General features: G+C 64.7%; 19 protein-coding genes and 1 pseudogene. 10 read left to right on the top strand and 10 right to left on the bottom strand.

Annotation, left to right across the window (positions count from 1 at the left end; all coding sequences use genetic code 11):
- Window positions 1–3 precede the first annotated feature (3 nt).
- From LDO41_RS12645 to LDO41_RS12610, 8 genes and pseudogenes are all read right to left on the bottom strand, one after another.
- Window positions 4–1,227, bottom strand: a complete 1,224-nt coding sequence (locus LDO41_RS12645) for a glycosyltransferase family 4 protein (protein ID WP_223988527.1) — start codon at window positions 1,225–1,227, stop codon at window positions 4–6.
- A complete protein-coding gene (locus tag LDO41_RS12640) occupies window positions 1,209–2,339 on the bottom strand; it encodes a glycosyltransferase family 4 protein (protein ID WP_223988525.1) in 1,131 nt (376 codons plus the stop codon). The genes LDO41_RS12645 and LDO41_RS12640 overlap by 19 nt, the downstream gene beginning before the upstream one ends.
- 17 nt (window positions 2,340–2,356) lie before the next feature.
- On the bottom strand, window positions 2,357–3,403 hold the full coding sequence (locus LDO41_RS12635; RefSeq protein WP_223988523.1) for a glycosyltransferase family 2 protein: 1,047 nt from the start codon (window positions 3,401–3,403) through the stop codon (window positions 2,357–2,359).
- 18 nt (window positions 3,404–3,421) lie between these two features.
- Entirely contained in the window at window positions 3,422–4,435 is a 1,014-nt protein-coding gene (locus LDO41_RS12630) for a glycosyltransferase (protein ID WP_223988521.1), read from the bottom strand.
- 40 nt (window positions 4,436–4,475) lie between these two features.
- Window positions 4,476–6,683: a GNVR domain-containing protein gene (locus LDO41_RS12625; protein ID WP_223988519.1), complete on the bottom strand. Its 2,208-nt coding sequence runs from the start codon at window positions 6,681–6,683 to the stop codon at window positions 4,476–4,478.
- 27 nt (window positions 6,684–6,710) lie between these two features.
- Window positions 6,711–7,913, bottom strand: a complete 1,203-nt coding sequence (locus LDO41_RS12620) for a polysaccharide biosynthesis/export family protein (protein ID WP_223988517.1) — start codon at window positions 7,911–7,913, stop codon at window positions 6,711–6,713.
- Window positions 7,894–8,487 (bottom strand): annotated as a pseudogene (locus LDO41_RS12615) (sugar transferase); the annotation flags it as partial. The pseudogene LDO41_RS12615 and the gene LDO41_RS12620, both read right to left, overlap by 20 nt.
- Before the next feature lie 250 nt (window positions 8,488–8,737).
- The gene (locus LDO41_RS12610; protein WP_223988515.1) at window positions 8,738–10,258 is read right to left on the bottom strand and encodes a mannose-1-phosphate guanylyltransferase/mannose-6-phosphate isomerase; all 1,521 of its coding nucleotides are present in this window, start codon (window positions 10,256–10,258) and stop codon (window positions 8,738–8,740) included.
- Window positions 10,259–10,779: 521 nt separating this feature from the next.
- Here LDO41_RS12610 and LDO41_RS12605 point away from each other — a divergent pair.
- The 9 genes from LDO41_RS12605 (at window position 10,780) to LDO41_RS12565 (ending at window position 20,176) form a co-directional block, all read left to right on the top strand.
- On the top strand, window positions 10,780–11,850 hold the full coding sequence (locus tag LDO41_RS12605; RefSeq protein WP_223988513.1) for a GlxA family transcriptional regulator: 1,071 nt from the start codon (window positions 10,780–10,782) through the stop codon (window positions 11,848–11,850).
- A 2-nt stretch (window positions 11,851–11,852) separates the two neighbouring features.
- A complete protein-coding gene (locus tag LDO41_RS12600; RefSeq protein ID WP_223988511.1) occupies window positions 11,853–12,656 on the top strand; it encodes a 2OG-Fe(II) oxygenase in 804 nt (267 codons plus the stop codon).
- A 30-nt stretch (window positions 12,657–12,686) separates the two neighbouring features.
- Window positions 12,687–13,793, top strand: a complete 1,107-nt coding sequence (rfbB, locus tag LDO41_RS12595; RefSeq protein WP_223988509.1) for a dTDP-glucose 4,6-dehydratase — start codon at window positions 12,687–12,689, stop codon at window positions 13,791–13,793.
- On the top strand, window positions 13,783–14,721 hold the full coding sequence (rfbD, locus tag LDO41_RS12590; RefSeq protein WP_223988507.1) for a dTDP-4-dehydrorhamnose reductase: 939 nt from the start codon (window positions 13,783–13,785) through the stop codon (window positions 14,719–14,721). Before rfbB ends, rfbD begins: the two co-directional genes overlap by 11 nt.
- 3 nt (window positions 14,722–14,724) lie before the next feature.
- The gene (rfbC, locus tag LDO41_RS12585; RefSeq protein ID WP_223988505.1) at window positions 14,725–15,276 is read left to right on the top strand and encodes a dTDP-4-dehydrorhamnose 3,5-epimerase; all 552 of its coding nucleotides are present in this window, start codon (window positions 14,725–14,727) and stop codon (window positions 15,274–15,276) included.
- Between the two features lie 98 nt (window positions 15,277–15,374).
- Window positions 15,375–15,884, top strand: coding sequence for a sigma-70 family RNA polymerase sigma factor (locus LDO41_RS12580; protein WP_223988503.1), 510 nt, complete (start codon window positions 15,375–15,377; stop codon window positions 15,882–15,884).
- A complete protein-coding gene (locus LDO41_RS12575) occupies window positions 15,881–16,858 on the top strand; it encodes a FecR domain-containing protein (RefSeq protein WP_223988501.1) in 978 nt (325 codons plus the stop codon). Before LDO41_RS12580 ends, LDO41_RS12575 begins: the two co-directional genes overlap by 4 nt.
- Window positions 16,859–16,961: 103 nt before the next feature.
- Complete coding sequence (locus LDO41_RS12570) at window positions 16,962–19,463, top strand: TonB-dependent siderophore receptor (RefSeq protein WP_377741596.1); 2,502 nt, start codon at window positions 16,962–16,964, stop codon at window positions 19,461–19,463.
- Between the two features lie 11 nt (window positions 19,464–19,474).
- Window positions 19,475–20,176: a hypothetical protein gene (locus LDO41_RS12565; protein ID WP_223988497.1), complete on the top strand. Its 702-nt coding sequence runs from the start codon at window positions 19,475–19,477 to the stop codon at window positions 20,174–20,176.
- Here the strand turns inward: LDO41_RS12565 and LDO41_RS12560 are convergent.
- Entirely contained in the window at window positions 20,173–20,898 is a 726-nt protein-coding gene (locus LDO41_RS12560) for an alpha/beta hydrolase (RefSeq protein ID WP_223988495.1), read from the bottom strand. The genes LDO41_RS12565 and LDO41_RS12560 overlap by 4 nt on opposite strands.
- A gap of 112 nt (window positions 20,899–21,010) precedes the next feature.
- Complete coding sequence (locus tag LDO41_RS12555) at window positions 21,011–21,895, bottom strand: LysR family transcriptional regulator (RefSeq protein ID WP_223988493.1); 885 nt, start codon at window positions 21,893–21,895, stop codon at window positions 21,011–21,013.
- Between the two features lie 132 nt (window positions 21,896–22,027).
- On the opposite strand from LDO41_RS12555, the gene LDO41_RS12550 reads away from it, so the two are divergent.
- Window positions 22,028–22,915 carry an HpcH/HpaI aldolase/citrate lyase family protein gene (locus LDO41_RS12550; RefSeq protein WP_223988491.1) on the top strand — a complete coding sequence of 296 codons (888 nt, stop codon included), beginning with the start codon at window positions 22,028–22,030 and terminating at the stop codon, window positions 22,913–22,915.
- Window positions 22,916–22,950 lie beyond the last annotated feature (35 nt).

Genomic DNA, 22,950 nt, shown 5'->3' with positions numbered 1-22,950 from the left:
CCCTCATTCGGGCGCCACGGCGAGCGGGTTCACGCTCGGCATACCGCGTGGGACGCTGGGCACGATGGCTGGCGTTTGCGCCATCGCACCGCGCACCATGGCCAGGAATTCCGCGCGAAACCGCTCTGGCGAGAATTGCAGCGCATTGCGCCGGCATGCGGCGGGCTGCACGGGGCCGCTTCCCTCGAAGCGGCAGACCGCGCGCACGATGTCCTCCACCGTCTGGCGCGGAAAGAACACGCCGGTGCGCAGATCCCGGTCGCGGCTGTCGATCACGGTCTCGCGCGCGCCGCCCTGCCCCAGTGCGATGACAGGCGTGCCGCAGGCCTGTGCCTCCACCGCGACGATGCCGAAATCTTCTTCCGCCGCGAACACGAAAGCCTTGGCACGCTGCATATGGGCCACCAGTACATCGGAGGGTTGGTAGCCGAGCACGCGCACGTTCGGCGTGGCCATGTCGCGGATGCGCTCGAAGTCCGGACCATCGCCAATCACGACCAGTTGCTTGTCGCGCATCGCGGCAAAGGCCTCGACGATCAACGCGACCTTCTTGTACGGCACCAGCCGCGATGCGGTCAGATAGAAGTCCTCGTGCTGCTCGCTCAGGCTGAACCGATCGATATCGACGGGCGGATAGACTACGGCGGCATCGCGCCCATAGACCTTGCGGATACGCCGCGCCACGTACGCGGAGTTGGCCACGAAGAGGTCCACGCCATGCGCGGTACGCTGATCCCAAAGTCGCATGTAATGCAGGATCGCGCGCGCCAACCAGCTCTTCAGGCCGCGCGTCAGCTTCGACTCTGTCAGGTACTGGTGCTGCAGGTCCCACGCATACCGCATCGGTGAATGCACGTAGCTCACGTGCACTTGCCCGGGACCGGTGATGACGCCCTTGGCCACGGCATGGCTGGACGAGATGACCAGATCGTAGCTCGACAGGTCCAGCTGCTCCACGGCCAGTGGCATCAGCGGCAGATAGGCGCGGAACGATTTGCGTGCGCGCGGCAGACGCTGGATAAAGGTAGTGGTGGCGTGCTTGCCCTGCAGCGCGGCGCGCTGCGCGTCGGGAAAGAAATCGACCACGCTGAACAGGTCGGCCTCCGGCCAGATCTTGAGGATCTGTTCGAGCACGCGCTCGGACCCGGCATAGGTCGTCAGCCACTCATGCACCACGGCGACGCGGCCGAACTCGCTGACAGAGGGTTTCATCGTTGTGGAAGCCATGGTGAGATCTCGCCGAGTAGTCGCGCAGCCGTGGCGCGCCAGGAGTAAGGTCGCACGCGTGCAAGGCCCTGCTCGCGCAGCTTCTCGCGCAAGGCACTGTCCTGCATGACGTGGGTGAGCAGCGCGCCGAGCTCGCGCGGGCGCGTCGGCGGGAAATAGAGCACCGCCGCGCCGCAGGCCTCGCGTACGGACGGCAGGCTCGACGCCAGCACCGGACAGCCCAGCGTCATGGCCTCCACCGGTGGCAATCCGTAGCCTTCGTACAGCGACGGAAAGACGAAGCAACCGGCGCCGCGGAACAGCGCCTTGAGGTCGGCATCATCGACATAGCCGAGCCGGCGCACCCGGCCGTCCGCGTCATGGCTCTCGGTGATCTGGTCATCACGCACAGCCTGAAACACGCGACCACCACCGCCCACGATGACCACGTCGTAGTCCACCTTGCCGAGCATGCGGATCGCATCCGCCACCAGCCTGAAGTTCTTGTGATAGCTCGCACTGCTGACGGCGAGTACGTACGGGCGGTCGGACAGCCCGAACTTGTGTCGCACGTCTTCCGACTCGGGCAAGCGCAACATATGGTCGCCGCTCATCGGCAGCACGCCGATCTTGCGGCCGGGAATGCGATAGGCGGTCGCGAGTTCGCGGCGAGAGAACTCGGATACGGTCAGCACTCGCCGGGCCACCCGTCCCACCCATGGCGCCATGACGCCGTACCAAGAGCGGAACGCGCGCGAGTAAGCCTGAGGCACACGCACGGGCGCGGCATCATGCATCACCGTCACCTGATGCGGATAGAGCAGCGGTGCCGCGTTGCACAGGTTGAGCAGCAACGCGCCCCGGGCCGCCAGCGGCAGGCTGATCTGCTCCCATAGCTGCCCCCCGCCGCGCCCCACATGGCGCCCAACCTGCCGAACCTGCATGTGTGGAAACTGTTGTGCATCGACGCTGACGGCCGGTGGCACCAGCAACTCGAACGACAGACCCGACGTGGCGGGATCCTGCTCGGCCACCAACTGGTCGATGCACCGTACGACCTCATGCGCAAAGCGGTCGACACCGGTGGCTTGCCGGCCCAGAAAGCGGCCATTGATCGCGACGGTCGTGGGCATCGCATGCTCCTGGTGACCTATTGACCGGCCCGTGCCAGCGGGTTGGCGATATACCGCACCACGCGGTTACTGAACGATGCGGCCGGGAACAGGCACAGCATGGTCAGACCCCACACCGCGATCTTCTTGTGGAGCGTCCAGAACGGATTGGCGACGATGGTGTGGAAGTAGCGGGTCGAGTCGTGCCGGAACCAATGCCAGCGACGCGCGAAGGAGGCACCGTAGACCTGCTGCGCGAAACGCGCCTTCTCCGCCGAGAAATCGAGCGGGGCCGGTGGCAGCGCGATGTCGAGCCGGTTCTGCGCGATCTCGCGCAGGACCGACCACCGCCGCGCCGACTGGCGAGCCACGGCCAGCGAGTCCTCCGCATTGGCCAATGACAGATCGTCTCCCGATGCCGACGCACTTGTCGCCCGCGCGGCGCGATGCACACGGTAGCAACCCAGCGCGTGTTCGATCGCGCAGACGTTGCCGAGCAGCGCCACGCCATAGATCGCATAGAAGTCCGCGCCATGGATGTTGTCGGCGTTCACGGGCACGGGGAAGATGCGGCGCAACGCCTCGACCCGGTAGGCATTGCCGGAGCCCGGTGGTGACGGGTACAGCCAGCCGTGGCGCAACATGCGTCCGCTGCCATCGGCGCGGATCGACTGCGGCACCTGCACGCCGGTCGGCATGCCATCGCTGGTCATGACGTCGAGCCGGTACTGCACCTTGACCCAGTCTCCCGAGCCCGAGAACGCGGCAATCACGGTGGCCGCCGCCGCGGGATGCAGCATGTCGTCGGCGTCAAGAAACAGCACATAGGGCGTGTCCACGCGCTCCAGCGCATGGTTGTACGCGGCCACCTGTCCGCCGTTGGGCTGGAAGATGGCCTCCACGCGTTGCCCATACCCCTCGATGATCGCGCGCGAGCCATCCGTCGAGCCATCGTCTATGACCATGACCTTGACGTCCCGCGTGGATTGCGCGAGCGCCGAGTCGATGGCGGCGGCCAGGTACTGCGCGTAGTTGTAGTTGCAGATGACGATGGTCAACGAGGGGGTAGCGATCTGCTTCGGCATGGTGGTCTCCGGTCCTGGCTATAGCGAGTAGTCGGCGTGAAAACCGAGCCGGCTGGCTTCGCCATCGGCAATGGCGCGCTCCAGCAGGCGCAGGCGCGCGTCGGCATGGCGCCGCCTGCCGTAAAGCCGCAGCAGTTGCAGAAACACGAACCGGTTCAGGCGATACATCACGCCCGACTGGGACCAGTAGTTGCGATCGAACCATGCCTGGTTGCGGCTGCTGTAGTAAGCGCGGAAATCCGAACCGCTGAACAGCATGCATTCGAAATGGTTCTTCCAGTTGCGCTTGACGTTCCAGGACGCTTCCAGATCTTCGAGGCGCGCGCCGGTGACCAGTGCAATGCAGCCGCCGCGCGCGGTCAGCCGCCAGGTGTATTCGGTGTCGTCGGCATAGAGCACCAGATTGGTATCGGGCAAGCCCAGATCCGTGTACATGTCGCGATGGCCCAGCAGACCGCCATAGGGCGCGAATGGCAGATGGACGACCGCCGGCAGCGCGTCGGGACGTGGACGTCCCCACGGCGTGCGCCGCCAGATCTTGTACGGAATACGCGCCACGTGAAAACCGAAGTAGCTCGAGCGCGGCGGCGTGGCGAGTGCCGCCGGCACGCCGGCCGCGATATCGCCCTGATGGTCGGGACGGAAGCCCAGCACTGCGGCACGCGCGCGTCCACGCTGGCGCGCGAGCACATCGAGCTGGTGGCACAGCACGTCCAGCGCGCCCTCGCTCGGCGCGTTGTCATCGTCCATCAGCCAGATGAAATCCGTACTGCTGCGCTCCAGTGCGGCGGCAATGCCAATCGCATAGCCATTGGCGGAGCCCGAATTGGAAGCGAGCCGTATCACGGTGATGCGTTTGCCCCAGGTGGCTTCCAGTTGCGCCAGGTCGGAACTCGAGTTGTTGCTGACCACAATGGCGTGCATGACGCCTTCGTTCTCGAAGCTGCGCCGCAGCAGCTCTGCACAGTAGTGCTGCCGGTCGCCATAGGTGACGGTGACCAGCGTGATGCGTTTGTGGTGCAGGTGCGTCATGTCGGCTCTCCCGGGAGCGGGTCGTTGGGGTCGCGGATATTCAGACTCTGGCCGTGACGGTCTGCGGCTCGACCGTCGAGCCATAGGCGTAGCTGTAGCGATGCAGCGCACCGGTGAAATCGTTGAAGATCACGCCACGCACGGCAACGTTGGCCTGCGCGAGCCGCCGCGTGCTTTCGTCGATCTGCTCGACCGTCGTCACGCGATGGCGCGCCACCATGAAGACCGTGCCGGCCAGGCGTCCCAGCACCAGTGCATCGGCCACCGGCAACAGTGGCGGACCGTCGAGGATCACCATGTCGTAGTGCGCGGACACCTGCTGGATCAGTACGCGCAGCTCAGGTTGCAGCAGCAGTTCGCTGGGGCCCGCCGAACAGGCGCCCGTCGAAAGGAAATCGAGGCCGTAGGACACGCCGCGCCGGATCACGTCCTCCGGTTTGCACGCGCCCGCCAGCACTTCGGCAAGCCCCGGACCCCGATCGACATGGAAGCGCTTGTGCAGACGGCCATTGCGAAGATCGGCATCGATCAGCAGCACGCGCTGCTTGGAGGCACCGGCCAGCGTGGCCAGATTGGCGGCGACGAACGACTTGCCAACCCCCGCGGTGGGACCGGTGATGAGCACCACGCGGTTCGGCGCGTCATGGAGCGCGAAGTGAAGCGTGGTGCGAACGGCGCGCAGGCTTTCGATCGCGGCATCCGGCAGCAGCGGGCCATCGCCAGAGCGGCCCAGCCACGACGTGCGCAGAGGTCCGGTCAGGCGGCTACGCGGCACCGTGGCGTAGACCGGAATGCCGGTGGCAATCTCGATCTCCTCGCGGTCCTGCACGGTGCCAGCGATGCGCCGCCGTGCCATCGCCAGCACGATGCCCGCCATCAGCCCAGCCAGGAGCGAGCCGCCGATGGCCACGCCGCGCCGCGGGGAGATCGGCGTTTCCGGTGGCGTGGCCGGATCGATCAGGCGCACGTTCGCCACCTTGCCCGCGCGTACCAGCGTCAGTTGCTGGCGGGCATTGAGCCGGTTCGTATAGAGCTCGGTATCCACATGCAGGTTGCGCTGCAGTTGCAGGACCTTCTGTTCGATCAGGGGCAGTTGCCGCGTCCGCCCCTGCACCACGGCCCACGCCGCCTGGGCTTCGCGCAGCTGCCCGTCGATGGCGAGCAGCGCCGGATGCTTCTCGGTGTATTGGGTCATCAGCTCCTGACGCTTCTGGCGCAGATCCACCAGCCGCGCCTCGGCATCCACACTCTGCTGCAGCAGCGCGCGCGCCTCCTGACTGGTATCGACGGTGCCCTGCTGCGCACGGAACGCGTTGTAACGGCTTTCCGATTCCTCCAGCTGCTTCTTGAGCTGCGGCAGTTGCTCGTCCAGAAAGCGGATCGACTTGTCCGCTTCCTCGGAGCGCCGGCGTACGTTCTGATCCACGTACTCCTTGCCGATCTCGTTAAGGATGCGCGTCGATGCCACCGGCTCGACGCTGTCCAGCGACACCCCGATGATGCTCGACTGCTTGCCGCGCTCGCCAATCGCCAGCGTCTTCTGCAGCCATTCCGTGGTCGCGGTCTCCGAATACCGTTTGAGCGTGAAGCGTGCGCCGGGCAGACCCGTCGCGGTGCGGACCAGCAATGTCAGCGGTCCGCGCGCGGTATCCGCCCGCAGCAGGATGCCGACGCGGCCGGTCAGCGATACCACCGGGGCGCCGAAGGCCGTCCCGAGCGTGAGCTTGTAATTACCATGCTCGCCAAGCGTCAACGTGAACGGTTCGCCCTGCAGCGCTGCTGGCACATCGAACGTCGTCACGGCGATACGTTCCTTGCCGTAGACATAACCGCCGATCGGTTGCGAATACCCGTCCGCGCGCTCGGCCAGCCACCAGCCAATCATAGGCACGTAGCGCGGCGTGGCATCGATATACAGCTTCAGCGTATCCACGGCGCGCGACACCACCATGCGTGAACTGAGCACCTGAATCTCGGACGTGGTATCGGGCTTGATCTCGGGCGTGAGCCGAGGGTCGCCCGACGCGGAACGGTTCTCGATCGAGCTCGGCTCCACCTGAATCAGCATGTCGGAGCGATAGACGGGGCGCGTGAACACGGCATAGGCCAGGCCGGCGAGCAGACAGGCCAGCGTGATGCCGGCGATCAGCCAGCGGCTGGCCAGCAACGTCGTCAGCGGATTCATCGCGCGCGCCGACGGACGCATAAGCGGCACGTAGACCGGATGCGCGAGATCAGTGGTGTTCATTGCCATCACCCTCCAGGGTTCTGTCATTCATGGCGCTACCGCCCGGCTCGCGGTGGCGGTCTGCGCGGTGGGTAGAAGCAGATTGACCACGCGGCTCCAGCGCACCAGCGACGAGGTGTCCACGAACACCACGTCGTTGGCCTGCAGCGCAAAGCCATCGGCCAGTGCCATGGCCGACGGCCGACTGGCGTCCAGATGAAAGACCTGCGGCGCGTGCCCGCCGTTGCCACGCACCACGTAGACCTGTTGCGCATCGCCCGAGTACTGGCTGATGCCGCCCGCATCGCCGAGCGCCTGATTGAGGCTCAATTTGCCGTTGTTCAGCGTCAGCGCCGCATTGCGCGCGACTTCGCCGATCACATAGACCTTGCTGTCGCTACCCGCGAAGACGCGCACGAGGTCGCCATCGCGCAGCAGGATGTCCGATGGGTTGGTGCCCTTGGCGATCAGGTCTGGAAAACTTACACGGGCGGTACGCTCGCCGCGCGTCACCGCAACCCAGGAACGATCAGCCACCGCGCTGAAGCCGCCGGCGCGATTGATGGCTTCGGGCAGCGTCATCGGTACGTCATTGATGATCTGCACGCCGGCCTGCGCCACTGCCCCGTCAAGATAGACGCGCTTGCTGCGGTAGGCCTGAATGCGCAATGTCACCTGCGGATTGCGCACGTACTCGGCCAGCCGCCGCGTCAGCAACTCCCGGGCTTCGGCTTCCGTGAGACCCGCCACCTGCACCATGCCGACGAACGCGTACTGGACATTGCCGCGCGCGTCCACGGTGTAGCCCGTGACCACGGAGTTCGAGCCGGAGGTATCGACACCGCTGGTGACCTGCAACGAAGGCAGGTTCAGCTCGGGGTGTCCCCACACGACGATACTGAGAACATCGCCGGGGCCGAGCACATACGGGCGTGGCTTGTCGAACAGCGCGCGCACCTCCGCCGGAATGCCGCTCGGTTGTGCGGTGCGCTGCGACGCAATCAGTCCATTGTCGATTTCGATCAGATTGTCCTGCGAGATCGACTGCACGCCCTGCACCGATGGCAGGCCGGTCACGGGCAGCGCGGATGGCGACGTGCCTTCGCTGGCATTGGTGGTGGCGTTGGTCGTGGTCTTGTAGGTCATGCCCGGCGCCATCGCGCAGCCACTCACGAAATACACCACCACGGCCCACAGCCAGACTGCGGAGAACCGCTTGCGCCAGGGCAGATCAGTATGCGCCGCGACCATAGATCACCACCCCGATTGTCTTGAACAGAATCACGATGTCTCCGGCGAAGGTCCAGTTGCGGACGTAGGCCACGTCGAGCATCACGCGCTTGTCGTAGTCGGCATCGTTGCGTCCGCTGACCTGCCACAGCCCGGTGATGCCGGGCAGCACACGCAGGTAATACGACACCGATTCGCCGTAGCGTTCGAGCTCCTTCTCCACCACGGGGCGCGGACCGACCAGGCTCATATCGCCGCGCACCACGTTCCATAACTGCGGCAGTTCATCGATGCTGGTCTTGCGAATAAAGCGGCCCAGGCGCGTTACCCGTACATCGTTGCGTAGCTTGAAATCCTTCTCCCATTCCGCGCGTGCGGCGGGGTCGCTGGCCAGCAGCGCCTGCAGCGCGGCATCGGCATTGCGCACCATCGAGCGGAACTTGAGGCAGCGGAAGCTGCGGCCATCCATGCCGACGCGGGTATGGCCGTACACGCAGGCACCACCGTCGCGCATGACGAGCAGCGCGATGATCAGCATCAGTGGCGACAGCAGCATCAGCAGCGTCAACGCCGCGCCGATATCGAACACGCGCTTGGCGGCGTGGCCGTACGCACGGGCGTAGCGCGGTTCGGCATGGCGGCGATGGCGACGGGTTGTACGCGCATCGGCCAGCTCGGGCGACATGCTCGCGGTGATGTTCGCCGTCAGGTGCGACGGCAGGATGCCGGCTCTGGCCAGCAACGATTTTAGGAAGCGCATGCTGGGTTCTCCCTGGACCGATGGGTGGGCGACAGACGGCGCGCCAAGTTGGCGTGATGCCGTCCTGCGAAGGGTCAGGTCGAACTCAGGCGCAGCGGCCGTACGTATCGGCAATGCGGACGATGTCGTCCTCGCCAAGGTAGGCGCCCGATTGCACTTCGATGAGTTCGAGCGGCAGCTTGCCGGGGTTCTCCAGGCGATGCATCACACCGATCGGGATATAGGTCGATTCGTTCTCGCTGAGCAGGAACCGTTCGTCGCCGCGCGTGACCTGCGCGGTGCCGCGCACGACCGTCCAGTGTTCGGCGCGATGGTGATGCAGCTGGAGTGAAAGCGAAGCGCCCGGATTCACCACGATACGTTTCACCTGAAAGCGTTCGCCCTGGTCAATCGAGTCGTAGCAGCCCCAGGGCCGCTGCACCTTGCGATGGTTCTCGGCCTCGCAGCCCTGCTGGCTCGCGAGCCGCTCGACCAGCCCCTTGACGCCCTGCACGTGCGAGCGGTCCACCACCAGCACGGCATCGGCCGTCTCCACCACGATCAGGTTCGTGGTGCCGACACATGCCACCAGGCGTCCATCGGAATGGGCATAGCAGGAGGTGGCCCCCTCGTACATCACGCGGCCGCGTGCGGCGTTGCCGTCGGCATCCTTGTCGATGGCGTCCCACACCGCATCCCAGGACCCGAGGTCCGACCAGCCCGCGGACATCGGTACCACCACACCCAGTACACCACCGGCGCGTGCGAGGTGTTCCATCACCGCGTAGTCGATCGAGTCCGAAGGCACGGCCGCAAACGCCGCGGCATCGGGGTGATAGAAGGCGCCATGTTCCTGACCACGCGCAAAGGCGTCGACGCACGTCGCGTGCATGTCGGCCTGCAGGCGTTGCAGGGTCGCGAGCCAGGTACTGGCGCGCACGACGAAGATGCCGCTGTTCCACCAGTACTCGCCCGAGGCCGCGTACGCCTGCGCGATCTCGGCCGCGGGCTTCTCGACAAAGCTGTCGATCGCGTGCGCCACGCCGTCGAGCGGCGAGCCGATGCGGATGTAGCCGTAGCCGGTGTCCGCCCGCGTCGGCGGCACGCCAAGCGTCACGATGGCACCCTGCTCGGCAAACTGCGCGGCGCGCGTGACGGCGTGGCCGAATGCCTCGGCGTCGGCAATCACATGATCGGCCGGCATGACCACCATGATGCTGTCCTCGCCTTGCGCCGTTGCCAGCAGCGCGGCCAGCGTCAACGCCGGGGCGGTGTTGCGGCCGGTTGGTTCCACCACGATGCGGGCATCGACGCCAGCTGCCTCGAGCTGCTGCGCGGTCATGAAGCGATGCGGCTCGCCGCACACGATGATCGCGGGCGCTTCGGCGCGACCCTTGCCACGCAGCACCGCCGCACGGCGTACGGTGGATTGCAGTAGCGAGTCGCGACCGATCACGTCGATCAACTGCTTGGGGTAGTGCTTGCGGGACAGCGGCCAGAGCCGCGTGCCCGATCCACCCGCAAGCACGACGGGGCAGAGCTTCAGTCCATTGAGAACATCGACCGCAACCGCGGAGGCATGAAACGGCGCATCGGTGGGGGCGTCGCCAGTGACGGTGATGGGCATGCTGGACTCCTCTGAAGCACTACGAAAGGCATGAAAAGGCTTTGCTGCACTGAAGCATAGATGCGCACAAATGCGTCCTTATCGCCCTGTCGGAAAACATAGAGGATTTGACGGATATCACCGGAAAATGAATCGAAAACGTATTCATTGTGAAAATCCCGGATTATGTTGCACCAATTTCGTCATGTAACCGCCTGCGCGCGGTGCGCACGTGTCGCGCTCGCCCCTGCGGTTCCATTGCGTTGCACAAATACGGTGAAGTTGTTGTTATATATAGATTTTTCTATTTATCAGCAGACAACGCCTGTATGTACGGAAGGCAACAATTACCAAATTTGATTCATTTCAGATAATGCCTTTGCGACGTATCACGCATTTTCATGGCGACTTCCTTCAGACAAGCGTGTCCGTCCGACAACGTCACGTGAAAATCGGACAATGAACGTTGTGCAGCGCGGCATATTGAATATGATGCAGATAAACCAGATTCGAATCGAAGTTCTTTCGCGAGGGAACGCACCATGGAGTACCTTGTCGAGACATCTCCACCCGCGTGGCCATCGGCTTCACTTCCGGTGGCGGGACAACCCGCTGTCCAGCGCATCGGTCTGCTGCTGTTCGATGGCTGTTCGCTGCTCGCGGCCGGGATCATCGCGGAGGCGTTCCGCATCGCCAACGAACTCGAGATCCAGCAACACCAGCGCCCCTTCTATCAACTGTCCCTGCTCTCGCACCACGGCGGCAACATCGCGTGCTCCTCGTCGGTAAGGATCTGGACCCAGGGCCTCGAAGCCTCGGGCCAACGCGGGTTCGGCGCCATCTTCATTGCCTGCAGCGAACGCGAATCGGCCGACGAACGCGCCGCGCGCGTGATGAGCACAACGCTGGAGATCAGTGCGGCCGCGCTGGAGTGGCGTCATGGCGGCCGTGAAGTGCTGGCGTCGCGCGCCACGAGCGCGATCGCCGCAACGGGTGAGAACGCTGGCATCAACATGGCGCCGTCCACCGTCTTCTGGTGCCGCGGCGGCAGCGGCCACGCGCCGGAGGTCATGCCGTCGGCGATGGATCTGGCCCTCGCACAGATCGAAAGCGACCTCGGCACCGCGGCGGCTCGCGCAGTGGCAAGGCAGTTGACCCCGCGCCGCGAAGCCACGACCGAAGCTGTGGCCGACCGGAACGAGACGCGGGACAACGAAGACAAGGAAGACGATCTGCTGGATATGTCGGCGGCAACGGCCAACAAGATCCATGCGTCGGCGCGCTGGATCGCCGAGCACTATATGGAAGCCATCTCCGTCGCCGACGCGGCACGCTCCGCCGCGATGAGCGAGCGCAACTACCTGCGCCGGTTCAAATGCATGATCGGCGTCACCCCCTCCGAATATCTGTTGCGCGCGCGGCTCGACATGAGCTGCAAGCTGCTGACCAAGACGACGTTGCCCGTCGACAAGGTGGCACGGCGCTGCGGCATGGGTAACGGCGACCGTCTCTGCAAGATCTTCCGCAAGCGCTTCGCGCTCTCCCCCACCGAATACAGGAACCAGCATCACAACACAGGCGGGTTGACACCGCCCATTCTGGAGGAGCGCTGAGCATGTACAACGAAATGCTTGACCTGGCCAAGCTGGACTGGATGGCACGCGAACTCATCGAGCCTTACAAGACAAACCCACCGTTCCCGCATATCTGCGTCGACAACTTCCTCGACGACAACGTCTATCGCGAAGCCAGCGCCGCGTTCCCGGGCAGAAAGGAGCCCGGCTGGTTCAAGTTTCAGTCGGCCGCGGAGAACCTCAAGCTGCAGATCCAGGACTTCTATTCGATTCCGCCCGCGCTGCGCGGACTGATCCTCGAAATGAACGGTCCGGGGTTCGTGCGCTTTCTCGAAACGCTGACCGGTATCACCGGACTGGTGCCGGACCCACACCTGCATGGGGGTGGACTGCATCAGACGCTGCCGGGCGGGCACCTCGGGCTGCATATCGACTACAACTACCACCCCGAATGGAAGCTGGACCGGCGTGTGAACGTGCTGCTGTATTTCAACGACACGTGGGAAGACGACTGGGCCGGCCATCTTCAACTCTGGGATGAAGGCGTGCAGCACTGCGTGCAGAAGATCGCGCCAATCGGCAACCGGCTGGTCGTGTTCAGCACCAACGAGTGCTCCTGGCACGGGCACCCCGTGCCGCTGGCGAGTCCCGCGGGCGTGGCACGCCGTTCGATCGCGCTCTACTACTACTCCAACGGTCGGCCTCGGGACGAGGAGGCCGAGGTTCACACCACGCGATTTCAGGCCGCGCCGGGGGAACGTTTTCCACTGACTACGCGCGACTTCCTGCATGGGATCACGCCGCCATATGCCAAGGCACTCGCGCGGCGGATCGTGGGCCGTTGAGAACCGTTGAGAGCGACTCGGAGTCTCAGGATGCCTTGCATACTCGTTACCGGCGGCGCCGGCTTTATCGGCGCAAATTTTGTACTCGACTGGTTGGGCCGGCCGGACGCCGCGTGGGATGCATTGGATGCCGCGGTTGGCTCGCCAGTTACCGATCACGTGATCAACATCGACAAGCTGACCTACGCGGGCAACCGGCTCAGCCTCGATGCGCTCGATGACGATCCGCGCCATCGGTTCGTCCGCGCGGATATCGGCGACCGCGCGGCCATGGATCATCTGTTCGAGCGTCACCAACCGCGCGCGGTCGTTCACTTTGCCGCCGAGAGCCATGTCGATCGGTCCATCCACGGTCCCGCGGCGTTTATTGACACCAATATCGGGGGCACCTTCACGCTGCTGGAAGCCACACGCGCCTACTGGCAGGCGCTGCCCATCCCCGACCGTGCGGCCTTCCGCTTTCTGCATATCTCCACCGACGAGGTCTACGGCTCGCTGGGTCCCACCGATGCGCCATTCGCCGAGACTACAGCCTATGCGCCGAACAGCCCGTACTCGGCATCGAAAGCCGCCTCCGATCATCTGGTACGCGCGTGGCATCACACCTACGGGCTGCCGGTCCTGACGACGAACTGCTCCAACAACTATGGCCCCTATCAGTTCCCCGAGAAGCTGATTCCGCTGATGATCGCCCGCGCGCTGGCGGGCGAGCCACTGCCGGTCTATGGCGACGGGCAGAACGTTCGCGACTGGCTCTATGTTGGCGACCATTGCGCGGCGATCCGCGCGGTGCTGGCGCGGGGCCGTGTCGGGGAAACCTACAACGTGGGCGGCTGGAACGAGAAGACGAACATCGACGTGGTGCACACGCTGTGCGACAGCCTCGACGCATTGCGTCCACGCGCCACCGGCTCGTATCGCCAGCAGATCCAGTATGTGAAGGACCGGCCCGGACACGACCGCCGCTATGCCATCGACGCACGCAAGATCGAACGCGAACTCGGATGGCGCCCCGCCGAGACCTTCGAGACTGGTTTGCGCAAGACGATCGCGTGGTACCTCGACCACCCGCTGTGGGTGCGCGACGTCATGTCAGGCGCGTACCGGCATTGGATGGGGTTGCAGTATGCCGCGTGAACGAAAGCACGGCACCCCGCCCACGCTGCTCGTAACCGGCTGCAACGGGCAGATTGGCTTCGAGCTGTCGCGCAGCCTCGCGCCACTGGGCCGCGTCGTGGCGCTCGATCGCGCCGCCTGCAACCTCGCGGACCTCGATCAGATGCGCGGCGTGGTGCGTGATATCGCCCCCGACATCATCGTCAATGCGGCCGCCTATACCGCGGTCGACAAGGCGGAGGGCGATGCCGAGCTGGCGTTTGCGATCAATGGCATCGCACCCGGCGTGCTGGCCGAAGAGGCTAGCGTGCTGGGCGCGATGCTGGTGCACTACTCCACGGACTACGTGTTTGATGGCACCAAGGACGGTGCTTACACCGAAACCGACACACCAGATCCGATCTCGGTCTACGGTCAGAGCAAGCTGGCGGGAGAAGCCGCGGTCCTCGCCAGCGAAGCCCGCGCGCTGGTGGTGCGCACGAGCTGGGTGTTCGGCAGCCACGGCAACAATTTTGCGAAGACGATGCTCAAGCTCGGCTGCGAGCGCGAGCGGCTGCGCGTGGTGGCGGACCAGTTCGGCGCGCCCACATCGGCCGCGCTGGTGGCCGATGTCACGGCTCAGATACTGGCGCGCCACTGGATCTTTGGCGATCGCACCGAGTTCCCTGATGGTCTCTATCACCTGACGGCATCGGGGGCCACGAACTGGCATGCCTATGCGCAGGAAGTGTTACGACAGGCGGGCACCCTCGGTGTCTCGCTCAAGGCAGCCCCCACATGCGTCGAACCTATCGTATCGGCCGACTATCCCCTGCCTGCACGCCGCCCCGCGAATTCGCGGCTGGCCACGGCGAAGCTATGCCAGACCTTCGGCATCCATTTGCCCGCGTGGCGGGACGGCCTGCATTCGGTAATGCCGCAACTGATTGCGCAATTGCCCAGGAGTTGAACCATGACCATGAACGTGACCCGCACCGATATTCCGGATGTGCTGATCGTCGATCCCAAAGTCTTCGGCGACGACCGCGGCTTCTTCTATGAGAGCTTCAACGGTTTCGAGTTCGAGGCCGCCACCGGTTTGAAGCGGCACTTCGTGCAGGACAACCATTCCCGCTCCACGCGTAATGTCCTGCGCGGGCTGCACTACCAGGTCAGGTATCCGCAGGGAAAGCTGGTGCGCGTCGTCACGGGCGAGGTGTTCGACGTGGCGGTGGACCTGCGCCGCAGCTCGCCGACCTTCGGCAAATGGGTCGGCGTGACGCTGTCCGCCGAGAACAAGCGGCAGCTATGGGTCCCGGAAGGCTTTGCCCATGGCTTTGTGGTGCTGTCCGACTACGCCGAGTTTCTCTACAAGACGACCGACCGCTGGTACCCCGAGCACGAGCGCTCGCTGCTCTGGAACGACGGTCACCTCAGGATCGAATGGCCGATCGTGGGCGCACCGATCCTTGCGGCGAAGGATGCGGCGGGCCGCACGCTCGAAGATGCCGAGGTGTTTGCCTGACAACGTTACGTTGCACTGCGTCACAATGGGCCATATAATAACGATTCTCATTTCTAAATTCGCCCTGCCAGGCCCTTGGCGGCATCGGGCTTTTCGCGATGGCTGCCGACGCAGGACCTCATCGAGACATTCACGCGCTCTACAGCGACCATCACCGATGGCTGTTGGGATGGATGCATCGCAAGCTCGGCTGCTGGCATCGCTCCGCGGATCTGGCACATGACACGTTCATGCGTTTGCTGGCGCGGGAAGAGGCGCCGTCAATCCTCGAGCCCCGCGCGTTCCTGACGACCGTTGCGCAACGCGTGCTCGCCAATCACTGGCGTCGCGACAAGCTCGAGCAGGCCTATCTGGAAGCGCTGGCCAGCCGGCCACCGGAACTCGTGCCCTCGGCCGAGGAACGGGCCATCCTGCTGGAAACCCTCCAGGAAATCTCCGAACTGCTCGACGGCCTGCCCGTCGCGGTCAAGCGCGCGTTCCTGATGGCGCAGCTGGAGGGCATGAGCCAGACCGAGATCGCCGCCGCGCTGAAGATATCCGTCACCACGGTCAAGCGCCATCTGGTTCGTGCCGGCACGCAGTGCTATTTCGCCATGGCCGTCGCATGACCACGATCGCTCCCGATATCGCGCCCAACGTCGCAATCGCGGCCGTCGAGTGGCTGGTCACGCTGCAGGGTGATGACGCCGACGAAGCCACCCGCAATGCCTGGCGCCAGTGGCTGGCGCAGCATCCCGACCATGCGCGCGCGTGGGCCCATATCGAGGGCGTCAATGCTCGCCTGCGTGGCGTGGCGTCACCGCTGGCCACGGCCGTCGCGCGCGCCGCGCTGACGCCACCGCGTTCGGCAAGCCGGCGCCAGGCCATTCGCGCGCTTATGGTGCTGTTCGTCGCCGGCGGTGCCGCGTGGACCGTGCGCGAATACACGCCGGTGGAGGCATGGCTGGCGGACGCACGTACCGGCGTCGGCGAGCGCCGCTCGCTGGTGCTCGACGATGGCACGCGCGTGCAACTCAATACCGATACCGCGATCGATATCGCGATCTCCGCCACCGAACGCCGCGTGACATTGCTGCGCGGCGAAATCCTGATCGAAACGGCGAAGGATCGCGTCGCGGTGTCACGTCCGTTTATCGTCGCCACGCGCTACGGCATGCTGCGCCCGCTGGGCACGCGCTTCGTGGTCCGGCAGTTCGATGACGAAGGATGGGTCGGTGTGCTGGAAGGCGCCGTCGCCGTACGGTCGCGCGCCGATGCCAGCTTCGAGCGGATTGTCGCGGCTGGCCAGCAACTCCGGTACACCGCGACCGATATCGATCCGCCCCGGCCGCTGGCCGACGCCGATACCGCCTGGACCGACGGCATGCTGGTGGCAGCCGATATGCGGCTGGCCGATTTTCTGGCCGAGGTGGGCCGCTATCGTTCGGGACGCCTGCGCTGCGATCCCGCCGTGGCCGACCTGCGGGTCTCGGGCACATTCCCGCTGGCGGATACCGATCGCATCCTCGATGCGTTGCGCACCGCGCTGCCGGTGCGCATCCATTTCATGACCCGGTTCTGGACCACGGTTCTGCCGGCCTGAAATCTTTTCAGATATTTTCGCTCCGGGTGGTCTGTTTTGGATTCTCGCGGGACATAGGAGATGAGCCTCTCTTCTCCGAACCTTTTATTCGCCGAATCCAGTCATGCGAACCACCCTTCCCGCGCGGGCGCGCCTATTTAGCCGCACCTTTAGCCGCACCTGTGGCCGCACCCGTAGCCGCCTTGCCCTCAAACACTCGTTACTGCTGACGGCGCTGGCCGGCGCCGGTATGCCCTGGACCGCTGGCGGTGTCATCTCGATCGCCGCAGCGCAACCCGCTGTGCCGAGCCGCGCCTACGATATTCCCGCCGGCTCGCTACAGTCCGCGCTGAACCGCTTCGGGCGCGAATCGGGCATCCTGCTGGCGTTCACGCCCGAGCAGACGGCCAATCGCCAGAGTCCCGGCCTGCGTGGCCCCTATACCGTAAATGCCGGGCTCGCCGCGCTGCTCGAGGGCACCGACCTCGCCGCGTCGGCACAATCCGACGGCAGCTACGTGCTGGTGCGGCGTGCCGCTCGCGCGGCGACGACGGACAACACCGGCGCCGATGCGCAAAAGTTGCCACCGGTCACGGTGAGCGCGGCCGCGGAGAGCTATCGGCCTGAAATCAGCCCGAGCACGCTGCGCTCGGAGTTGCCATTGCTCGATACGCCCCAGACCGTCAACGTGGTGCCGGCCCAGGCGATTCGCGACCAACGCCCGCGCAACCTCGACGACGCCACCAACAATATCAGTGGCATCACACAGGGCAACACGCTGGCCGGTACGCAGGACACGCTGATGAAGCGCGGCTTTGGCGGCAATCGAGATGGTTCGATCATGCACAACGGCATGCCGCTGGTGCAGGGCCGCGGATTGAATGCCGCCACCGACAGCGTGGAAGTGGTCAAGGGCCCAGCCTCGCTGCTCTACGGCATCATGGATCCGGGCGGCGTAATCAATATCGTCAGCAAGGCACCCTCGCTCACCCGGCACACCGAACTGTCGCTGCTCGGCTCGACCTATGGCCACGGCAAGAACGGAGCCGGCGGCACGCTCGACACCACGGGGCCCATTGGTACGTCCGGACTGGCGTACCGGCTCGTGGTCGATCATGTGGAGGAGCAGTACTGGCGCAATTTCGGCGAGCATCGCGAAACGCTGGTGGCACCGTCGCTCGCCTGGTATGGCAAGGACACGCAGGTGAACCTGTCCTATGAATACCGCAAGTTCCTGTATCCGTTCGACCGCGGCACGGCGCTCGACCCGCGCACCAACCAGCCGCTGCCGATCCCGAGCCGGCGCCGGCTGGATGAACCGGGCAACGAGATGGGCGGCGAGTCGCACCTCGCGCAGCTCAATATCGATCATCGTTTCAACGCCGACTGGAAGGGCCACTTCGGCTACAGCTATAACCGCGAGGTCTACGACGCGGGGCAACTGCGCGTGACCGGTGTCAACACCACGACGGGCATCCTGACGCGCAGCAACGACGCGACCCACGGCTCGCTGAGCACCGACAGCTACGGCATTGCCTACCTCGACGGCAACTTCCAGGTGGCGGGCATGCGCAACAATCTGCAGATCGGTATGGACAGCGAGTACCGCCGCTTCTATCGCCGGGACCTGCTGCGGCAGGCAACGATCAGCCGCTTCAGCTATCTGAATCCGGTCTACGGGCTCGAACCGCCCTCCACGACCGTCTCGGCCAGCGACAGCGACCAGACCGACGCGTTGCACAACACGTCCGGCTTTCTGCAGGACAGCCTGTATCTGACCGACAAGTGGATTCTTGTCGGCGGCGTGCGCTTCCAGTCGTGGAGCCAGGTTGCGGGCCGTGGCCGGCCGTTTATGGCGAACACCGATATCTCGGGCAATAAATGGCTACCGCGCGCGGGCATCGTCTACAAGGCCACGCCGGAGGTGTCCTTCTACGGCAGCTACACCCAATCCCTCAAACCCACGTCGACGATCGCGCCGCTGGCCAGCGGCGTGGTCATCGATTCGGCCGTGGCACCCGAGGAAGCGAAATCGTTTGAACTCGGCACGCGCGTCGAGCTTGTCAACGGTGTCACCGGCAATCTGGCCCTGTTCAATATCGACAAGAAGAACGTGCTGGTGTCGCAGTATAACGATGTGACCAAGCTGACCGACTGGCGCACGTCGGGCCGCGCGCGCTCGCGTGGTGTGGAACTCGACATTGCCGGTCAGATCGGTACGCGCTGGAACGTGATCGCCAGCTACGCGTATATCGATGCGAAGACTACCGAAGATCCGCTCTACGCGGGTCTGCGCCTGTGGAATGTGGCGCAGCACACCGCATCGCTGTCGGCGGTGTATGACTTCGGGCAAATTTTCGGTGGCGATCGCCTTCGTCTCGGCGGCGGCGCGCACTACGTCGGCAACCGTCCCGGCGATTCCGCCAACAGCTTCGCACTGCCGGCGTACACCGTGTTCGATGCGTTCGCTACCTATGAGACGCGCATCGCCAACCAGAAGGTGCGCTTCCAGCTCAACGCGAAGAACCTGTTCAACCGCGTGTATTACCCGTCCAGTGCCAACCGTTACTTCGTGGCGGTGGGCGATGCGCGTCAGGTCACGCTGCTGACCACGTTCGAATTCTGAGGAGGTTTGTCATGGCAAAGTCTCTGCTTCGCCGCAGCCTCGTCATGGGCACGCTGGTCGCCACCAGTGGCCTGCCGATCGTCGCCATGGGCGCCACGCCGCGCACGATCGCGCTGGTCATGCAGATCGACGGGCCCAACGCTCCAGTCGATCAACAGGTGAAGGCGCATCTGGAAGCGCGCGGCTACCGCGTGAACGTGCTGAATCAGGATGCGCGTCCCGCGTCGATCGGCGATGCGGGCCTGGTGATCCTGTCCTCAACAATCTCGTCCAAGTCGGTCGATCCGGGCTGGCGCGCGCTCGGCGTGCCTCTGCTGACCTGGGAGAACGACATCCTCGACGATCTCGCGATGACCGGCAAACGGCACGATACGGACTTCGGCGAGTCCACGCGCGAACGCTATCTATGGCTGGTCAATGCGCCCCACCCCGCCGCTGGCGGCGTGCCCGCGGGCGTGGTCAACGTCTATCAGAAGCAGGCCGGCATGAGCTGGGGCAAGCCTGGCCTCGGCGCCAGCATCATCGCCACGCTCTATGGCCAGCCCGAGAAGGCGGCTATCTTCACCTACGAGAAAGGCGCGACGATGGACTACGAAACGCTGGCCCCCGCGCGTCGCGTGATGTTCTTCCTCGGCAACGACACGTTCACGAACCTTGCGGCCCCCGGCGTGCGGCTGTTCGATGCGGCGGTGGATTGGGCATTCGGCCGCTAGCGATTGCCGTGGCGGTCGGAGCCGGCGAACTCCAGCAGCAGATCCACACACTCACGCGGCATATCGATCGGAATGTCGTGGCCGCACGCCAGATCGCGCACCCACCAGCCGCGATCGATCGCGTATTGATGGAACTGCTCGAACGCCCCCGCAGCGCGCCTTTTCGCCTTGATATAGCCAATCGCGGGATGCGTCTGCCACAAGCCGGTCAGCCGCGCCGGATCCTCCAGCGCCTTCAGCGGCATCGGCGTGCACTGACGATCGACCCAGGCGACATCCGCCGGGTTGACTTCGAATGCGGCAGCCGGAATCGGCGGCACGCGCCAGCCGTCGCCCGATGCGTGGGCACCCTCGCGATGCTTTGCGCCATTGTCCGGCAGATAGCTCGTGACGGACCTGCCATGTTCAAGCACGAACGCATCGAGAAACATCAACGCCGCAATGCGCTCGGGCATGCGGTCGACGACGTGTTGCGCCACAACGCCGCCATAGGAATGGCCGACCAACACCACATTGTCGAGTTCCTCGAAGCGAAGCAGGTTCAGGATGTCGCTGACATGCGTCTCGAGACCAATATCGGGCGACAACAGATGCGTGCGCTCTCCCACACCGGACAAGGTCGGGGTGAATACGCGATGACCCTGCGCGATCAACAGATCGCGCACCCGCTTCCACGACCAGCTGCCATGCCAGGCGCCATGGACCAGAACGAACGTATGCATGCGTAGACCTCGCGTCGAGTCGCTGATGGTGACGGAAGAAATAGATCGACGCCGCGGCTTCAAGTTCTAGGCCCCGCGCGATGCACCGGGCCATTCCGATAAATGGTGCTGTCTACGAAGTGGTGCCTCTGAATTGCCGCACCGCTTCGTCGCGCAGCGCTTCCACTAGCCGCGTGCGGGTTGTTGTGCGGGACCAGATCAGGCCCATTCTTCGGGGTTCGCTGGGCATCGGGAGCGGCAGGTGCACCAGCCGCAGGCCCTCCGGCCACGGGCGGATCCATTCGGGCACGAGCGCCACGCCGAGGCCACGGTCCACCATCACGGCAATCGCTGACAGCGAGTTGAGTTCGAAGCGTTCGTTGGGCGCGATACCGTTGTCGCGCAGGTAGCGATCGACGAGCTGCCCGCCCCATTCGTGGCGATCGAATCGGATAAACGGTGCTATCCGCAGCAATTCGTGCGGATCCGAGCCGGCGAGCTGTGCGGGCACCAGCAGTCCCAAGGGTTCCTCTCGCAATAATTGCCAGCGCAGCAGCTTTGGCAGCGGCACGGGCGACGCCATCACGATGGCGGCATCCAGTGTGCCGTTCAACACGGCCGGGTGCATATCGACCGAGTAACCGGGCTGCACGAACACACTGATGCCAGGATAGCGCTTGACCAGCGCGCTGAGCAGATCGGGCACCATGCCGGTCAACGCCGTCGGCCCCGCGCCGAGGCGCAGTTCACCCGCGAGTTGTTCTTCATCGAGCGCCGCGGCAAACATGCCGCTGACATGCGCGAGCACATCGCGCGCGCGTACCGCGACGCGCTCCCCACTTTCGGTGGCGATCACATGCCGGCCCGACCGAATCACGAGCTGCGTGCCCATGTCGCGCTCGAGCGCGCGTATCTGCTGCGCGACTGCGGCTGGCGTCAGATCGAGCCGGCGCGCGGCCTCGGCAATGGACCCGTGTTCGAGCACGGCAAGGTAGTTCTGCAGGAAGAGCGTATTCATCGCATTTGGCTCAGCCGATGAGGCGTGACGGGCATAAAGATAGTTTATCTATCTTTTGAAGAAAGATGAGGGGACTTTTTCTTCATCGAGTGGGCTCGCATACTGGCCCTCATCGTCTCTCGCCACCGCGTCATGCGCAGCAAACTCTTTGTCCCCGGGTGCCGCCCCGAACTTTTCTCCAAAGCACTTGCCTCGGATGCTGACGCCCTCTCGTTCGATCTCGAGGACGCCGTTCCGCTGGCGCGCAAGGCCGAAGCGCGACTGTTACTCGCGTCGCTCATGGAGACGCCCGCTACCCACGCGAGCGGGAAAACCCTGATCGTGCGCGTGAACGGCCTTGATACGCCCCACTTCGAGGACGACGTCCGTGCCGTGACCCGCGACGGCCTCCACCTCATCAACGTGCCGAAGGTCGAGCATCCGTCGCAGGTACTGGAAGCAGCCAATGCCGTGCAGGCGGCCGCCGCGGCCAACGGCGTGCGCACGGTACCGAGGCTGCTCGTCAATATCGAGTCGCCGCGCGGCTTGCGCCATGCCGCCGATATCGCGGGCGCGCATCCGCTGGTCATGGGGCTGCAGCTAGGCTTCGGCGATCTGTTCGAGCCGCTGAACATCGCCCGTCGCGATGCTCAAGCGGTGCACACATGCATGCTGGCACTGCGACTCGCCGCGGGCGAGGCGGGTGTCATAGCCATCGATGCGGCGTTTGCGGATATTGCCGACACCGATGGTTATCGCGCCGAAGCGCGGATGGCAAAGCAGCTTGGCTTCGCTGGCAAGAGCTGCATCCATCCGAGTCAGGTGGCACTTGCCAACGCGGTGTTCGTCCCGTCCGCCACCGACATTGCCCGTGCGCGTCGCGTCGTTGACGCAGCGGCCCAAGCCGGACTCGCAGGGCTCGGCGCATGCGCAGTGGACGGACAGATGATCGACGCACCTTTCATCCGGCGCGCGCAGATGCTGCTGGCACAGGCCAGCCAGCACGGCTTGCTGGAAGCGTCGCTCGAACACACGCCATAGAAGCGGTCGCGCAACGCAGATCAAAACATAAAACA

Source organism: Cupriavidus pampae (genome assembly GCF_914271485.1).
In the GTDB taxonomy this organism is placed as follows: domain Bacteria; phylum Pseudomonadota; class Gammaproteobacteria; order Burkholderiales; family Burkholderiaceae; genus Cupriavidus; species Cupriavidus pampae.
The sequence above is the reverse complement of the archived record's forward strand: the minus strand, read 5'-3'. Positions and strand labels throughout refer to the sequence as shown.

Excerpts from the sequence above, each read along its gene's own strand:
- LDO41_RS12645 (WP_223988527.1), bottom strand. The coding sequence starts at position 1,227 with ATGGCTTCCACAACGATGAAACCCTCTGTCAGCGAGTTCGGCCGCGTC.
- LDO41_RS12640 (WP_223988525.1), bottom strand. The coding sequence starts at position 2,339 with ATGCCCACGACCGTCGCGATCAATGGCCGCTTTCTGGGCCGGCAAGCC.
- LDO41_RS12635 (WP_223988523.1), bottom strand. The coding sequence starts at position 3,403 with ATGCCGAAGCAGATCGCTACCCCCTCGTTGACCATCGTCATCTGCAAC.
- LDO41_RS12630 (WP_223988521.1), bottom strand. The coding sequence starts at position 4,435 with ATGACGCACCTGCACCACAAACGCATCACGCTGGTCACCGTCACCTAT.
- LDO41_RS12625 (WP_223988519.1), bottom strand. The coding sequence starts at position 6,683 with ATGAACACCACTGATCTCGCGCATCCGGTCTACGTGCCGCTTATGCGT.
- LDO41_RS12620 (WP_223988517.1), bottom strand. The coding sequence starts at position 7,913 with ATGGTCGCGGCGCATACTGATCTGCCCTGGCGCAAGCGGTTCTCCGCA.
- LDO41_RS12610 (WP_223988515.1), bottom strand. The coding sequence starts at position 10,258 with ATGCCCATCACCGTCACTGGCGACGCCCCCACCGATGCGCCGTTTCAT.
- LDO41_RS12605 (WP_223988513.1), top strand. The coding sequence starts at position 10,780 with ATGGAGTACCTTGTCGAGACATCTCCACCCGCGTGGCCATCGGCTTCA.
- LDO41_RS12600 (WP_223988511.1), top strand. The coding sequence starts at position 11,853 with ATGTACAACGAAATGCTTGACCTGGCCAAGCTGGACTGGATGGCACGC.
- rfbB (WP_223988509.1), top strand. The coding sequence starts at position 12,687 with ATGCCTTGCATACTCGTTACCGGCGGCGCCGGCTTTATCGGCGCAAAT.
- rfbD (WP_223988507.1), top strand. The coding sequence starts at position 13,783 with ATGCCGCGTGAACGAAAGCACGGCACCCCGCCCACGCTGCTCGTAACC.
- rfbC (WP_223988505.1), top strand. The coding sequence starts at position 14,725 with ATGACCATGAACGTGACCCGCACCGATATTCCGGATGTGCTGATCGTC.
- LDO41_RS12580 (WP_223988503.1), top strand. The coding sequence starts at position 15,375 with ATGGCTGCCGACGCAGGACCTCATCGAGACATTCACGCGCTCTACAGC.
- LDO41_RS12575 (WP_223988501.1), top strand. The coding sequence starts at position 15,881 with ATGACCACGATCGCTCCCGATATCGCGCCCAACGTCGCAATCGCGGCC.
- LDO41_RS12570 (WP_377741596.1), top strand. The coding sequence starts at position 16,962 with ATGCGAACCACCCTTCCCGCGCGGGCGCGCCTATTTAGCCGCACCTTT.
- LDO41_RS12565 (WP_223988497.1), top strand. The coding sequence starts at position 19,475 with ATGGCAAAGTCTCTGCTTCGCCGCAGCCTCGTCATGGGCACGCTGGTC.
- LDO41_RS12560 (WP_223988495.1), bottom strand. The coding sequence starts at position 20,898 with ATGCATACGTTCGTTCTGGTCCATGGCGCCTGGCATGGCAGCTGGTCG.
- LDO41_RS12555 (WP_223988493.1), bottom strand. The coding sequence starts at position 21,895 with ATGAATACGCTCTTCCTGCAGAACTACCTTGCCGTGCTCGAACACGGG.
- LDO41_RS12550 (WP_223988491.1), top strand. The coding sequence starts at position 22,028 with ATGCGCAGCAAACTCTTTGTCCCCGGGTGCCGCCCCGAACTTTTCTCC.